This is a genomic window from Xenorhabdus khoisanae (assembly GCF_001037465.1).
GTDB classification, from domain to species: domain Bacteria; phylum Pseudomonadota; class Gammaproteobacteria; order Enterobacterales; family Enterobacteriaceae; genus Xenorhabdus; species Xenorhabdus khoisanae.
This window is the reverse complement of record NZ_LFCV01000087.1, coordinates 59,292-74,454: the sequence shown is the minus strand read 5'-3', so window position 1 is coordinate 74,454 and position 15,163 is coordinate 59,292. Positions and strand designations below refer to the sequence as shown.

The window sequence follows — 15,163 nt, the reverse complement described above, 5'->3', positions numbered from 1 at the left end:
AAAAAGTACGCATAATGAGTAGTATGTTTTACTAATAATTTTTTTATTTTAGATTATTCCCCTGAGTTATATCGAGCAATGTTTAGTAATTTAGCATCTTAATTGGCGTTGCTTTATTGCTCTGTTTTATCTTCCTGAAAAGCAGGGACGTTTTATTATCTCGACATAACCATAACATTTAGATTTTATTATCAATCCTATTGATTAATCCAAAATAAATACGATACATTTATCTGGGCAGTATAATTACCAAGCTAATTATCAATTATAGATATTACTTAAAAAAATTCCGCTTTAAATGGGTTAAATTTATTCTCTTCATCCATTCTTCAATCAATTTAGTGCGGAATAAAATAACTATTAAATAAATTGGCCTGTTCTATCATTAACAAAATATGAAAAGGGAAAATATGTTTTATAAATAAAAAACCCTTTCCATTATTGGAAAGGGCTTATCGTTTTTTAATAAAATGATAAAACTATTTATGCTTTTTTAATTATCACCTAACAAAATGGATTCCAGTGCAATCTCAATCATGTCGTTAAATGTATTTTGACGTTCTTCAGCCGTTGTTTGTTCGCCTGTACGAATATGGTCAGAAACAGTACAGATCGCCAGTGCTTTTGCACCAAACTCAGCAGCAACCCCGTAAATACCTGCGGCTTCCATTTCAACACCCAGAATGCCGTATTTTTCCATTACATCGAACATCTGAGGATCTGGCGTATAAAACAGATCAGCAGAGAAAATGTTACCAACACGAGTATTGATATTCTTTGCCTTGGCAGCATCAACGGCATTGCGAACCAGATCAAAATCAGCAATCGCTGCGAAATCGTGATCTTTAAAACGCAGGCGGTTAACTTTGGAATCGGTACATGCTCCCATGCCAATCACAATATCACGGATTTTGACAGCTTCACTGACAGCACCACAGGAGCCGATACGGATGATTTTTTTAACACCGAATTCAGTGATCAGTTCTTTGGCATAGATAGAGCAAGATGGGATGCCCATGCCGTGGCCCATAACAGAGATGCGGCGGCCTTTATAAGTACCGGTAAAGCCAAGCATACCGCGAACGTTATTAACCTGACGAGCATCTTCCAGAAAAGTCTCAGCAATGTATTTTGCACGCAGTGGATCACCCGGCATCAAAACAACATCAGCAAAATCGCCCATCTCAGCATTAATATGTGGGGTAGCCATAAGTTTATTTCCTTGTTTTTATTACGTATCAACATAGGTGAAAATGAGGAGGCCCATTGGCCTCCAAAAAATTAAAACATCGCTTTACCGTAATCCATTGGCGTCAGGTCGAAATATTTCGCCACTGTCTGGCCAATGTCGGCAAATGTTTCACGATGCCCTAATGAACCTGATTTAACGTTAGGTCCGTAAACCAGAACCGGGATATGCTCACGAGTGTGATCAGATCCCGCCCAAGTCGGGTCACAACCGTGGTCGGCAGTAAAAATCAGAATGTCATCTTCTTTAACCAATTTCAGCATTTCTGGCAGACGACGATCAAACAATTCCAATGCAGCCGCATAACCAGCAACATCACGGCGATGGCCGTAAGAAGAGTCAAAATCAACAAAGTTGGTAAATACGATGGTGTTATCCCCTGCCTGCTCCATTTCAATCAGTGAAGCATCAAACAGGGCATCAATTCCTGTTGCTTTAACCTTTTTAGTGATACCCACATTCGCGTAGATATCGGCAATTTTGCCGATGGAAACCACTTCACCTTGCTTTTCATCAACCAGTTTTTTCAGAACGGTTGGCGCTGGTGGTTCAACCGCCAAGTCATGGCGATTGCCGGTACGCTGGAAATTCCCTGTTTTATCACCCACAAATGGACGGGCAATAACGCGCCCAATATTATATTCGCCAATATTCAGCTCTTCACGGGCAATTTCACACAACTCATACAGGCGATCCAAGCCAAATGTCTCTTCATGGCAAGCAATCTGGAAAACAGAATCCGCAGAGGTATAGAAAATCGGCTTACCGGTTTTCATGTGCTCTTCACCCAGGTTATCCAGAATCACGGTACCGGAAGAGTGGCAGTTCCCCAGATAACCCGGCAAGTTAGCGCGCTCAACCAGTTTATCCAGCAATTCCGGTGGGAAACTGTTTTCTTGGTCATGGAAGTAACCCCAGTCAAACAGAACCGGAACGCCTGCGATTTCCCAGTGTCCTGATGGCGTGTCTTTACCAGAAGAAAGTTCACTCGCGTAACCATAAGCACCAATAATTTCGGCATCTTTATCCAGACCAATCGGGAAGGTTCCACAGGATTCCTCCGTCGCCTTACCCAATCCGAGACGGCTGAGGTTAGGCAGGTGCAATGGCCCTTTACGGCCAATATCAGCCTCACCGCGGGCACATTGTTCTGCGATATGCCCTAAAGTGTTAGATCCTTTGTCACCAAACTTTTCAGCGTCAGCACTTGCACCGATGCCAAAAGAATCTAATACCATGATGAATGTACGTTTCATAATTTTCTCCTGCGTCAATTCACGCTATCAATGCGGAAACTGCCAGCTATTAAAATCGATTTTCAATGCTTGTGTGGTTTATCCACCGATATGACGGTAAACCATCGGTGTGGTGGCTTTTGTTTCAGTTGCTTCAAAAACTACTGTTGCTTCAAAAACAAAGGCGTTACGCACGGCTTCTGCGGCTTCATGCCAGGCATTTTCGCTATTGGCATGAATCATCGCCAAGGGGGTATCTGCATTTACTTTTGTCCCCAGCGCAACAATATCACTCAACCCCACACTGTAATTTATAGGGTCGGTCGCCTTACGGCGGCCTCCTCCCAGTGCAACAACAGACATTCCCAACGCTCGGGTATCCATTTTTGCAATGATTCCATTTTGCCCGGCCAGTACTGGCTTGCTGAATTCCGCAGTCGGCAGGTAATGGGCGTAATTTTCAACAAAATCAGTTGGCCCTTTCTGTGCTGCCACCATGCGACCAAATATTTCAGCCGCTTTGCCACTGTCCAATGCTGCCTGTAACTTACGACGCGCATCATCACGATCGGCTGCCAAATTGCCTGAAACCAGCATTTCAGCAGACAGCGCCATCGTGACTTCAAATAGCCGGGGATTACGGTACTCGCCTGTCAGAAACCGGACAGCTTCACGAACTTCCAACGCATTACCGGCACTGGATGCCAGAACTTGATTCATATCCGTCAATAATGCGGTTGTTTTGCACCCCGCACCATTGGCTACCTCAACGATAGACTCTGCCAGACGCTCTGATTGTTCATACGTCGGCATAAAGGCCCCGGAACCAACTTTTACATCCATAACCAACGCATCCAATCCTTCGGCCAACTTTTTACCCAAGATCGAGGCAGTAATCAAAGGAATAGAATCAACGGTCGCTGTGATATCACGCGTCGCATAAAAACGTTTATCCGCAGGTGCCAATGAACTGGTCTGCCCAATAATGGCGACGCCAACATCCCGAATAATGTTACGGAAACGTTGTTCATCTGGAAAGATGTCAAAGCCGGGGATAGATTCTAATTTATCCAGCGTTCCTCCGGTATGCCCCAAACCTCGCCCGGAGATCATCGGCACATATCCTCCACAGGCTGCCACCATAGGGCCGAGCATCAGGGAGGTGACATCTCCCACACCGCCCGTCGAATGTTTATCGACAATCGGCCCGGGTAAGTTCAGGGTTTTCCAATCTAAAACTGTACCGGAATCACGCATTGCCAATGTCAAAGCAACCCGTTCTGCCATTGTCATATCATGGAAATAGATGGTCATTGCCAGAGCAGCAATCTGCCCTTCAGAAACCGTGTTATCAAGAACGCCATTAATGAAGAAGCGTATTTCTTCTTCACTCAGTGGATAACCATCACGTTTTTTGCGAATAATTTCCTGTACCAGAAACAAAGCTACCTCCCAATCATTATTATCTGAAAAGAATGGCAGTAATACACATCACCTTAACCTTAACGTGTATTTAATGAGTCATTATTGATCTCAATAACCACTGCTCTGCTTGTGTCCCTGATGTCCAAGTGTGGTCAGCAAATTCCCCAACAAGCTGGAAGCACCGAAACGGAAATGGCGGGAATCAGCCCATTTGTCTCCCATGATACGTTCAGCCAGTGCCAGATACTGCGCCGCTTCTTCAGCAGTACGCACACCACCCGCAGGCTTGAAGCCAACGGTATCGCCGGCGCCCATATCACGGATCACACTCAGCATAATTTCAGCGCTTTCCAGTGTCGCATTAACGGGAACTTTACCCGTTGAGGTTTTGATAAAATCCGCACCCGCTTTAATTGAAATTTCAGATGCCTTGCGAATCAGATCCGCTTCTTTTAATTCACCGGTTTCAATAATGACTTTCAGCCAGACACCTGATTCTGCACAGGCTGTTTTACAGGCTTTCACCAGATCAAAACCAATCTGTTCATTACCTGCCATCAATGCACGGTAAGGGAAAACAACATCCACTTCATCAGCACCATAAGCGATGGCTGCGCGGGTTTCGGTCAGTGCAATATCAATATCATCATTGCCGTGTGGGAAGTTAGTCACCGTGGCAATGCGAATTTCAGGAGTTCCCTGCTCACGCAATACTTTGCGCGCCACGGGAATAAAACGTGGATAGATACAGACGGCGGCCGTATGTCCGGCAGAGCTGTTTGCCTGACGACAAAGTGTCGTCACTTTTTCATCTGTATCATCATCATTAAGTGTAGTTAAATCCATTAAACTCAGCGCTCGCTGAGCGGCGGCGGTTAAATCGGTCATAAAACTCTCCAACGGTATTATTATCGTGACTGAATCAGTTCACATATTCTTTTGTACGATTATTTTGAACGAACGGTTGTCGTTAACCATTAACGCATTCGTTTGTTGGCGAGCGGACTTGGTTCCTTGAAGATGTTGCTATCATAATAATAGACGACAACAACAATAGAGTTCCTTCTCTCCGCACTATTTTTTGTGCAATCTTTCTGCACTTAGCTCTCTTCAGCTTGCATAACCTCACGGGTATCAGCTTCATCCATAAAGTCTTTGCATATCATTATTTGAACATGTAAATGATCAATAATTAGTGCTGAAAATCACATTAACAAAATACAATTTGCAATCACAAACATTTTAATGTGGATTTGATCACATTTAATGATTCCAGGAAAAACAAAAGCAGGTGAGATACCTCACCTGCATTCAATTTGATACGCGTTTTCCTGCGTCTTACTATTTTCTGCGTCTTGCTATTTCCTGCTTCTTACAATGCGAGGAAGAATCCGGCAATTGTTGCACTCATTAAGTTAGAGAGTGAACCAGCCAGTACAGCTTTCAAGCCGAAACGGGCAATATCACCGCGACGGTTTGGTGCCATACCACCCAGGCCACCCAACAGAATAGCGACGGAAGACAAGTTCGCGAATCCGCACAGAGCAAAGGCAATAATGGCTTTAGTATGGTCAGAAAGCACTTGCAGACCTGCTGCCTGAACCACATCGTCTGCCTTCAGGTATTCACCAAAGTTCATGAACGCGACGAATTCATTGACGACTATCTTCTGTCCAATGAAAGAACCCGCGATAGTCGCTTCATGCCACGGAACCCCAATCAGATAGGCAATTGGAGCAAAAGCCCAGCCCAGAACCAGTTCCATGGATAATTGAGGATAATCAAACCAACCGCCGATACCACCTAAGATGCCATTCAGCAAAGCAATCAATGCAGTGAATGCCAACAACATTGCGCCGACGTTCAGAGCCAATTGCATACCTGATGCTGCACCTGATGCGGCTGCATCGATGATATTTGCAGGGCGATCTTCCGCCGATACCAGTGACATCGCATCAGCCGTATCGTGAGTTGCCTCTGTTTCCGGCACCATCAGTTTCGCAAACAGCAAGCCGCCCGGTGCAGCCATGAATGAAGCGGCAATCAAGTATTCCAATGGAACGCCCATGGATGCATATCCTGCCAATACTGAACCCGCTACAGAAGCCAAGCCACCACACATAACGGCAAACAACTCAGATTGAGTCATGGTCGCAATATAAGGGCGAACAACCAAAGGCGCTTCTGTTTGACCTACGAAAATATTCGCAGTTGCAGACAGAGATTCAGTCCGTGATGTTCCCAGCACTTTCTGCAAGCCACCACCCAATATTTTGATGATGAGCTGCATAATGCCCATGTAATACAGAACCGCGATGAGTGAGGAGAAGAACACGATGACAGGCAGAACACGCAGAGCAAAAACAAAGCCGCCGCCGCCGAACAGCTCGAACATTTTGTCAGAAACCAATCCGCCAAAAATAAAGTCTGTTCCTTTCTGACCGTATCCAATCACATTGGAAACGCCTTGTGATATTCCTTGCAGAATGTCTTTGCCAGCCGGTACGTAAAGTACAAACGCTCCAATAACAACCTGAATCAAAAAGGCGCCTAGGACGGTACGGATTTTAATGGCTCGATAGTTACTGGAAAATAGTACTGCGATAAAAATCAGCACTACCATCCCGATCAGGCTCATAAGGAGTTGCATTGGAAGAATCCCTGTTCACTGAATGAATAATAAAAAAATATGTCAGCTATTCTTAAATTCCTACTGACATTGTGTGTAAGCCGATTATACCTAGTCCCCAAAAGGAACAAGCAACTAACATCACAAATTAATACCGCAAAAAGTAATATAAAAACTCGAAATGAGATATTCATCACATAAAACCACCTAATTTCGGTGGGATTAGATAATCTTACGGAGAAAAAGCTAAAAAAAAGCATAAATAAGCAGAGAATATAAGTTAAACATTATTAATGTTTATTTAAAACTAATTGTACACTTCTCCGATCAAGGGGTTTTTATCATTTTGTTGATTAAAGTTAACCCAATGTAAATAATGCTACACTATTTTGATAAATTTGATTGGCAATTTCATCTGGAGATTCTTGGCGCAATTCACACAATATTGAAAAAACCTGTACGACTCTTTCTGGGCGATTTGGCTGTCCCTGAAATCCCGATAATGGCATGTCAGGTGCATCTGTTTCCAATACCAGGGATGACAGCGGCAATTGCGAAATGGTATTACGTGTCTTTTGTGCCCTTTCGTAAGTAATCGTTCCCCCAACACCAATGTAAAATCCCAAACGAATAAAAGCCTGAGCCTGGGACAGACTCCCTGCAAAACCATGAACCACGCCTGTGCGTGGCAAATTATGCTTCCGCAAGATTGCCGCTAATTGGTCGTGGCTTTTTCTGGAATGAAGTATCACAGGCAAATCATATTGCCTGGCTAGCTTTATTTGTTCTTCCAACACCTTTTTTTGTTTTTCAAACTGTGGCTCCGGCATATAAAGATCCAGACCAATCTCACCTACCGCCACACATTTGGCACTTTTCTTCTGTAGCTGTCGCTCCAACTCGTCCAGATGCACGTTATGATGTTCACGAATATAGAGTGGATGTAAGCCAAAAGCAGCATAGATTGCGGGATAAGCCTCTGCCAACGTAGCAATTCGCTGGAAATTCATTTGGCTCACCGAAGGCACGATAATTTTTCTCACGCCCGCTTGTTTGGCTTGTTCCAGACTTGTTGTTTCATTACCAGCAAAAGGAGGAAAATCAAAATGGCAATGTGTATCAATAAACATCTATTTATCCAGACTATCCACGATGATCGACTCTGTTGCCTGTTCATTATCAATCACATCAGCTATAGGACTCTCTATTATCGAGTGATTGGCATGATTCAGAAAATGGTTTCGCCGGAAGCAATTACGATTGATGCCATCACTGTTTAAACCACTGCGGCACACGCCATAACTCTTACGTTCTGCGTGACCAAACTTTCCACCCACAAATGTATGCCCGATCGTTGCCAAAAAATACCGCCCACAACGCCTTCCTAAATGATAATCCTGATTTAATGCACTAATTCGGCTTCCCAATGCCATAGCAGACAATGGTGCAGGTGGATAAATTTCAAAAACTTGTACATCATCCGGTGGATTCTCGATAAATTTCTGTGTCCGGTGGTAGCTCTGTGCATGGAGATTGAGTATTTTCACCATTTTTTGCAAGCTACTGGTTTCCAACCAACGTTCCATACGCTTGAACCATTGAGGCGTATAATACAGTTGTGAAGGCACTGTCCGGATAACAACAATTGTATCTGCACCACGGCGATAGGCTTCTTGCACAGGGATCGCGTCGCTAATACCACCATCTTGATAAGTAACATCACCAAGTGTCACACCATTACGATAAAAACCGGGAATAGCACTGGAGGCTTTCACTATGTCCATCCAGTTTTTATCATCAGGATGCAAATAATTTGCTGCAAAATCATCAGCGCGGCAGGCACACATATAGAATTCGCGTCCGGCATCAAACTGACGCATTGCCGCAGAAATATTAAGGGGTAACTGCTCAGAGATAGTATCAATATACCAATCGAGATCGATCAAGTGCCCACCACGAACAAAGCGAAATGGGTTAAAAAAGGCGGGATCTGTTGTATAACGATTGATCACTCTACGGGCATAACCCGGTTGACCACAAATATAGGCAGAGAGATTTTGTGCTCCCGCAGATGTCCCAATAAACAATTCAAAGGGATTAAAATTAAGACGGAGAAATTCATCCAAAACACCTGCGGTAAAAATCCCCCGTTGACCACCACCTTCACAAACAAGGGCGATTTTCCCTGGCTTAATCTGGGATTTATAAGCTAAAGGTTCTATATTACCCAGCGTTATTGGAATACGTTTCCCCACTCTTTTCCTCCTCCTCTAAAAAAATGAGCCTTATGGCCTAACACATTTATGCTAAATATCTATCAAGATATTGTTGCTTAAACAACCAAACCTGTGATGATTTTGTTAAAAGATTAAGAATAAAGCATCAATAGATAAATAAATATTAGCGTAGCAAGTTATCTAAATACAGCCAGTGAATAGTATTCCTATGAGATAATCTCGCAATTTAATAGGATTTTATTTGAGGAAAAGAAGTAAAAAGAGTGGCTTATTACCACCACTCTATTCACAATTTCAATTACTGTTTTATACCCTTCATCTTGAAATCCATTGGGTATATATCCGTTATTTTTTGATCTCTATCGTGCTTTTCACGGATTTAACACCTTTCACTCCATGAACAATTTTGGCTATTTTTGCCGCCTGATGTTTGTTTTTGACAAAACCCGAAAGGTAAACAACACCTTTTTCCGTTTTCACCGAAATGTCATTGCTGTTTATACCTTTATGTTCCAGCAACTTCCCTTTCACTTTTGCCGTAATGGCACTATCGTCCAAATAAACATCTGCGTGCTGCAAGGAGTTATCAATTTTCTGCCCCGTACTCTCCACGGTTTTTCCCGGAGAGGTTTCGGCAGCCAGAGTACTACCACTGATCAGTACCGAGCCTAGAACAACAGCCAGTAGTGAATGTACGAACTTGATATTTTTCATCCTACCACCTTTTTTAATTTAAGCTAGAACCGTTACCAACAGTATGGCAACTCGAATGTGCTGATAAAATGGGATTTACAAAAAATAACGTATATTTTCATTAAATCAGAGAATTATTCTTTAACTTAAGAAAAAAATAGGGGATATGAGTAAAATAGAAAGAGCCAACAAAATAGTTGGCTCAAAAAAATATTAGTGTTCCCGTGTCTTACGGAAAGCAACATCAGGATAGCGTTCACTGGTCAGGTTTAAGTTAACCATTGTTGGTGCAATGTAAGTTAAGTTATTACCGCCATCGAGTGCCAAGTTCATTTCACTCTTACGTTTGAACTCTTCTAATTTCTTCACATCATTGCATTCGACCCAACGAGCCGTAGAAACGTTAACCGGTTCATACAGTGCTTCAACGTTGTATTCACTCTTCAAACGAGCAACAACAACATCAAACTGGAGCACACCTACCGCCCCAACGATCAAATCGTTATTGGCCAGTGGGCGGAAAACCTGAACCGCTCCTTCTTCCGATAATTGAACCAGACCTTTCAGTAATTGCTTCTGTTTCAACGGATCACGCAGACGGATACGACGGAACAATTCCGGCGCAAAGTTAGGAATACCGGTAAATTTCAGCTCTTCGCCCTGGGTAAAGGTATCACCAATCTGGATTGTGCCATGATTGTGCAAGCCGATAATATCTCCCGGATAAGCATGCTCAACATGAGAGCGATCTCCTGCCATAAAAGTCAGGGCATCAGAAATAACGACATCTTTCTTGATGCGGACTTGACGCAGTTTCATGCCCTTTTCATATTTACCGGAGACAACCCGCAAAAATGCCACGCGGTCACGGTGTTTAGGGTCCATGTTAGCCTGAATTTTGAAGACAAAGCCGGTGAATTTCTCTTCACTGGCGGTTACTTCACGTGCATCAGACTGGCGAGGCATTGGAGTCGGCGCCCATTCAACAAGACCATCCAACATATGATCAACACCAAAGTTACCCAACGCAGTACCAAAAAAGACCGGCGTTAGTTCACCTTGTAAAAAGGCATCCTGATCAAACTCATGAGATGCACCTTTGACCAGTTCCAGCTCTTCACGCAATTGATTCGCCAGCTCTTCACCTACCGCAGCGTCCAGCTCAGGATTGTCCAATCCTTTGATAGCTCGGACTTCCTGAATAGTGTGGCCCTGACCAGTTTGGTACAGGTAAGTTTCATCAAGGTAAAGATGATAGACCCCTTTGAAAGACTTACCACAGCCGATCGGCCATGTAATCGGGCTACATGCGATGTTCAGCTCATTTTCCACTTCATCCATCAGCTCCATCGGATCACGAATATCACGGTCGAGCTTGTTCATGAATGTCAGGATTGGCGTATCACGCAGACGGGTCACTTCCATCAACTTACGGGTACGATCTTCAACCCCTTTCGCCGCGTCAATCACCATTAAACAACAGTCAACGGCGGTCAATGTACGGTAAGTGTCTTCGGAGAAGTCTTCGTGCCCCGGGGTATCCAGCAAGTTAACCAGACAATCGCCATAAGGAAATTGCATCACGGAAGTGGTAATGGAGATACCACGCTGTTTTTCCATCTCCATCCAGTCTGATTTTGCGTGTTGGTTAGAGCCCCGGCCCTTTACCGTCCCCGCTTTCTGGATAGCTTGTCCGAACAGTAATACTTTTTCGGTAATAGTCGTTTTACCCGCATCGGGGTGAGAAATTATTGCAAAGGTGCGCCGTTTCGCAACTTCTTGCAGAAATGGGGAGTTTGCCATCAATTGGGATCTTCTAGTCTATATGCGGATTAATATCATTTGAGAAGCGCCTCCTGCTGGCGCTTCGCCTTCAAATCCGTCGTGTTAATCGTGATTGGTGCTTATTTTGGCTGAACTTGGCGTTATAAACAACCAATGATTAGCGCTCTCATTAGAGTTAAATACCGTGGATTTGGAATCAATCCCACAAATTAATTCCATATTCGATTTGTTTAATAGCCTCTACCAGCTCGTCAAAAGAAGGAGGTGTACCATATATCATCTCAGCAGAAACCATGTTTCGATAATCAGCTTTAAGCGCTGGCAATATTTCATTATTTGGCAATAACAATAACCTCCCTGCCAAACACTCTTCATAGCCCGCATAACTTGCATTAAAAAAGAGAGCCTTATGCCTGATGACATCTTCAAGAAGTCTCCGGTCTGCCATTGCCCTACTACCTATCTCATGCCGGGCTAGCATCACTAAATCGTACCAGTGCCTTGAAAGGCGGCTCGCACTTTCTCTCAGACCACGGCGACATTCAACATGAATTAAAGTCGCTTTTTCCCAAAAAGTGCGTTCTGGCGATAAAACAACAACTTGACCTATAGGAAATTCAAGCTCAGGAACCAGCTCCGTTACATAAGGCTTAACTGTATGAAGTTCATTTGGGACGATAATATTTCGTCCCCCTAATTCGATCAAAACCTCACTTTTTAAATACCCATCAGCTTCTTCTGTAACAGATGGATAGCTCACCCAAATTTTTTCTCCCGATTTATCAATTCGAATTGCATGCGATTCAGACGATGGAAGATTATTTAATTCAGATTTAATATGAGAGATAACGATCTCATTCGCATACGCGTGTACCTGCTGTTTGAGATGCTCACTCAGCTTTTTCAGCTTGTTTTTACTATGATTTTCTGAGAAAGGATCAAAATCATTTACAAAGTGCCGATAATCCAGTGTGATATCAATATCTTCAGAGAACCGATTAATAACATTAAAAACTTTTGACAGCGAAGTTCCCCCCTTAAAAGCCATAGGGGGCGCTTCTGGCAGGCTAAATAGTGTTTTTAATGCCCAGCAAACCCAAATGTCCTTTTCTAAGACATTTTCAGAACGTCCTAATTTATCTGCCGCGTATCCCAATACAGCGCGCTGCTCATCAGGTGTTATCGAAAAATAAGAATCAATCATGGACCATCTCACAATTAATGTTTTGAACTGCTGATGACATCCACGCAGGTAATTTACACATTTTCAGTAAACCAAACTCTTCTTCACTCATTAAACTACGAATTTGTTCTACCGTAGCAGGCGTGACAGCGTCTTTACCTAAATACCATAAGGCTGAAATAGCCATACCAATTTTTGTACCCGCATATTGAAGTTTGCGCTGGCTGGAAGTGTGAATCAGTTTTACCTTACGATTCCCGATTCTTATCTGTCTTGATGAGCCGCTGGTGTAATAAACTAGATTTGTTGACATTTGGGTGCTTAGCTTAAATCTCCGAACTGCTTCAGCGCCATGTATTTGTATAGTTTCTCCATTTTGTCCCGTGATCATTTCCACAACTTTTGTGACATCTGGGTGCACTTTTCCAACAAACCGATTCTCCTTTGGCTTAATAAAGATACCACGCGCAACACGTTCAATTTCTTTCTTTTCAACCATACGTGAAAGCACCTTGTCCACTGCCGCACGCGAGCCAAGGGACAGAAAAAATTCACTCGTGAATAGTTCGCCTAACTCATAATTGTGAATACATTGCCTTATCGATTGTGAAATTGTCATCATTTCCCCTATGTAACAGAAGTCTATTAGACAGAAAAAGTCATATATTTTCTGACATCACAAATCAAATTCTGAACAAAAACAGAGCATAAATCAACCAAAATAAATGGATGATAGTTTATGGGACTCCACCAAACAACGGCAACGCCATAATAATGGCATCTTCCTTTCCCGCCGCAGTCGGGTAATAATTCTTACGGATGGAAACCTCATTGAAACCCAGATCTTCATATAACCGGATAGCGGATTGATTGGAACGCCGCACCTCAAGCCATAGGGTGTTTATCTGCTTTTCAGGCAAGCTATCAATGAGATGGTTTAACAATGCCCTGCCATATCCCCTTGATTGATATTCAGGATCAATGGCGATATTAAATAGTGTGGCTTCATCCATCGCATATTGTGTTATCGCAAAACCGATAATCTGGTCATTCAACGTTATTTTATAGTTGAGATAACGCTCTCCCTGATTGGAGTAAAACGTTTTTTCACTCCAAGGAAATGCGTGGCTGGCCTGTTCTATTTGAAATGCTGTAGAAAGATCAACGGGAGTTAATAGAGAAATATTCTTCATAATGGTAAATTTGTTGCCAAAGAGCGCGTTTTGCATTCCCATCAAGAGATAAGTCATTTAATGCCGGGCTTCTCAAAGAAATCCCTTGTATTGATAGGGTAATATCAACCCCCAACAGCCAGTATGGGCAGTGGATTGATTCCGAAAGTAGCTCAACATCTTTTGTCGTGATGCAATATACCGATGAGGCATCAATCCCCATGGCTGTAAAAATATCAGCAAATAATGAATGACTTAAGTCAACATGATCATGGGTAATGATCAATAGACGGGTTGAATCAGGGATGAGGACAGATAATTCACCGTGCAAAGCCATTGGGCTACGCAAAACCCATTGAGTGATCCCCAACTGGGAGAGTAATCTGTCACGCTTCGTCATCGTGTTTTATTCCATCTGCCATAAAAAATAACAGGTAATATATTATCAGAGGGCTTATCTCTGCGCCAACCAACATGGCATTCCAATACTGCCCACTGGTATTTATACTTGGACAAAAGATTTATAAGGAGCTATTCATAGATGTCAGCATTAACCCCGGCCAGCGAAGTTATCCTGCGCCATCATGAGCAATTCCGCGCCCATCACCTGCTTTTTGCCGGTGATCTTCAGGACAATCTTGCAACGGAAATCGAAGCTGCAAGTGTACGGGTGCATACTAATCAGTACCATCATTGGCAATCCCTGATTCGTCAACTCGGTGACAATGCTTACTTTGGCCTTGTGGCAGACAGCACATTTATCAAAGAGTGTGATACGCTGATTTACTACTGGCCAAAAAGCAAGCATGAAGCACGTTTTCAGCTACGTAATCTGTTTTCCGTTCTGTCTCCCAACACTGATATTTTTATTGTGGGTGAAAACCGCAGTGGCGTACGTAGCGTTGATAAATTGATGGAAGGTATAGCTACTTTCCATAAAATTGATACTGCCCGCCGTTGCAGTCTGTTTTATGGTCAATTGAAAAATCAGGTTCAGTTTGATCAAAATAACTGGTGGAACAGCTATCAAGTGGGAGATGTCATTGTTAATACACTGCCTGGCGTGTTCAGCCAAGATGATCTGGATGTAGGCAGTCGTCTGCTGCTTTCAACTTTTAATGCTCCCATCTCCGGTAGTCTGTTGGATATGGCCTGTGGCTCAGGAGTGTTGGCAAGCGTACTGGGTAAGAAAAACCCTGATTTGACTTTGACATTGAGTGATGTCGGTGCTGCCGCAATCACATCCAGTAAAGCAACGCTGAAAGCCAATAAGTTGGAAGGCAATGTCGTCACCAGCAATGTATATTCTGCTATTGAAGAGAAATTCGACTGGATCATTTCCAATCCACCATTCCATGATGGCTTGAAAACTAACTTGACGGCGGCTGACGATATGATTCGTATGGCACCAAACTATCTGAAATCGGGTGGTAAATTGCGGATCGTTGCAAACGCTTTCTTACCTTATCCTGCTCTGTTAGATAGTGCCTTTGGCAAACATGAAGTTCTTGCACAAACAGGCAAATTCAAAGTGTATCAAGCAACAAAGAAGTAA

At 43.2% G+C, this 15,163-nt stretch carries 14 protein-coding genes; 1 reads left to right on the top strand and 13 read right to left on the bottom strand.

Annotated elements, in window-relative coordinates:
- Positions 1-493: 493 nt before the first annotated feature.
- The 13 genes from deoD to AB204_RS13325 all read right to left on the bottom strand — a co-directional run bounded on the left by deoD (position 494) and on the right by AB204_RS13325 (position 14,008).
- Positions 494-1,210 carry a purine-nucleoside phosphorylase gene (gene deoD, locus AB204_RS13385; protein ID WP_047963864.1) on the bottom strand — a complete coding sequence of 239 codons (717 nt, stop codon included), beginning with the start codon at positions 1,208-1,210 and terminating at the stop codon, positions 494-496.
- A 71-nt stretch (positions 1,211-1,281) separates the two neighbouring features.
- Positions 1,282-2,505: a phosphopentomutase gene (gene deoB, locus AB204_RS13380; protein WP_047963863.1), complete on the bottom strand. Its 1,224-nt coding sequence runs from the start codon at positions 2,503-2,505 to the stop codon at positions 1,282-1,284.
- Positions 2,506-2,583: 78 nt separating this feature from the next.
- Entirely contained in the window at positions 2,584-3,927 is a 1,344-nt protein-coding gene (gene deoA / locus AB204_RS13375; protein ID WP_047963862.1) for a thymidine phosphorylase, read from the bottom strand.
- Between the two features lie 90 nt (positions 3,928-4,017).
- Positions 4,018-4,797, bottom strand: a complete 780-nt coding sequence (deoC, locus tag AB204_RS13370; RefSeq protein ID WP_047963861.1) for a deoxyribose-phosphate aldolase — start codon at positions 4,795-4,797, stop codon at positions 4,018-4,020.
- A gap of 484 nt (positions 4,798-5,281) precedes the next feature.
- On the bottom strand, positions 5,282-6,547 hold the full coding sequence (locus tag AB204_RS13365; protein WP_200898237.1) for a NupC/NupG family nucleoside CNT transporter: 1,266 nt from the start codon (positions 6,545-6,547) through the stop codon (positions 5,282-5,284).
- A 350-nt stretch (positions 6,548-6,897) separates the two neighbouring features.
- Positions 6,898-7,668, bottom strand: coding sequence for a TatD family hydrolase (locus tag AB204_RS13360; RefSeq protein WP_047963859.1), 771 nt, complete (start codon positions 7,666-7,668; stop codon positions 6,898-6,900).
- Positions 7,669-8,793, bottom strand: a complete 1,125-nt coding sequence (locus AB204_RS13355; protein WP_047963858.1) for a patatin-like phospholipase family protein — start codon at positions 8,791-8,793, stop codon at positions 7,669-7,671.
- A 327-nt stretch (positions 8,794-9,120) separates the two neighbouring features.
- Positions 9,121-9,489, bottom strand: coding sequence for a BON domain-containing protein (locus AB204_RS13350; RefSeq protein WP_047963857.1), 369 nt, complete (start codon positions 9,487-9,489; stop codon positions 9,121-9,123).
- A gap of 192 nt (positions 9,490-9,681) precedes the next feature.
- On the bottom strand, positions 9,682-11,271 hold the full coding sequence (prfC, locus tag AB204_RS13345) for a peptide chain release factor 3 (protein WP_047963856.1): 1,590 nt from the start codon (positions 11,269-11,271) through the stop codon (positions 9,682-9,684).
- A 178-nt stretch (positions 11,272-11,449) separates the two neighbouring features.
- A complete protein-coding gene (locus tag AB204_RS13340; RefSeq protein WP_072061444.1) occupies positions 11,450-12,457 on the bottom strand; it encodes a nucleotidyl transferase AbiEii/AbiGii toxin family protein in 1,008 nt (335 codons plus the stop codon).
- Entirely contained in the window at positions 12,450-13,055 is a 606-nt protein-coding gene (locus AB204_RS23525; protein WP_047963855.1) for a DUF6088 family protein, read from the bottom strand. The genes AB204_RS13340 and AB204_RS23525 overlap by 8 nt, the downstream gene beginning before the upstream one ends.
- A gap of 118 nt (positions 13,056-13,173) precedes the next feature.
- A complete protein-coding gene (rimI, locus tag AB204_RS13330) occupies positions 13,174-13,629 on the bottom strand; it encodes a ribosomal protein S18-alanine N-acetyltransferase (protein ID WP_047963854.1) in 456 nt (151 codons plus the stop codon).
- A complete protein-coding gene (locus AB204_RS13325) occupies positions 13,598-14,008 on the bottom strand; it encodes a DNA polymerase III subunit psi (RefSeq protein WP_047963853.1) in 411 nt (136 codons plus the stop codon). The genes rimI and AB204_RS13325 overlap by 32 nt, the downstream gene beginning before the upstream one ends.
- Before the next feature lie 141 nt (positions 14,009-14,149).
- Between AB204_RS13325 and rsmC the strand changes: the two genes are divergently transcribed.
- Entirely contained in the window at positions 14,150-15,163 is a 1,014-nt protein-coding gene (gene rsmC, locus AB204_RS13320) for a 16S rRNA (guanine(1207)-N(2))-methyltransferase RsmC (protein WP_047963852.1), read from the top strand.

What these genes read in the sequence shown, in the direction of transcription:
- deoD (WP_047963864.1), bottom strand. Translation starts at nt 1,210, where the DNA reads ATGGCTACCCCACATATTAATGCTGAGATGGGCGATTTTGCTGATGTT.
- deoB (WP_047963863.1), bottom strand. Translation starts at nt 2,505, where the DNA reads ATGAAACGTACATTCATCATGGTATTAGATTCTTTTGGCATCGGTGCA.
- deoC (WP_047963861.1), bottom strand. Translation starts at nt 4,797, where the DNA reads ATGACCGATTTAACCGCCGCCGCTCAGCGAGCGCTGAGTTTAATGGAT.
- AB204_RS13365 (WP_200898237.1), bottom strand. Translation starts at nt 6,547, where the DNA reads ATGAGCCTGATCGGGATGGTAGTGCTGATTTTTATCGCAGTACTATTT.
- AB204_RS13360 (WP_047963859.1), bottom strand. Translation starts at nt 7,668, where the DNA reads ATGTTTATTGATACACATTGCCATTTTGATTTTCCTCCTTTTGCTGGT.
- AB204_RS13350 (WP_047963857.1), bottom strand. Translation starts at nt 9,489, where the DNA reads ATGAAAAATATCAAGTTCGTACATTCACTACTGGCTGTTGTTCTAGGC.
- prfC (WP_047963856.1), bottom strand. Translation starts at nt 11,271, where the DNA reads ATGGCAAACTCCCCATTTCTGCAAGAAGTTGCGAAACGGCGCACCTTT.
- AB204_RS13340 (WP_072061444.1), bottom strand. Translation starts at nt 12,457, where the DNA reads ATGATTGATTCTTATTTTTCGATAACACCTGATGAGCAGCGCGCTGTA.
- AB204_RS23525 (WP_047963855.1), bottom strand. Translation starts at nt 13,055, where the DNA reads ATGACAATTTCACAATCGATAAGGCAATGTATTCACAATTATGAGTTA.
- rimI (WP_047963854.1), bottom strand. Translation starts at nt 13,629, where the DNA reads ATGAAGAATATTTCTCTATTAACTCCCGTTGATCTTTCTACAGCATTT.
- AB204_RS13325 (WP_047963853.1), bottom strand. Translation starts at nt 14,008, where the DNA reads ATGACGAAGCGTGACAGATTACTCTCCCAGTTGGGGATCACTCAATGG.
- rsmC (WP_047963852.1), top strand. Translation starts at nt 14,150, where the DNA reads ATGTCAGCATTAACCCCGGCCAGCGAAGTTATCCTGCGCCATCATGAG.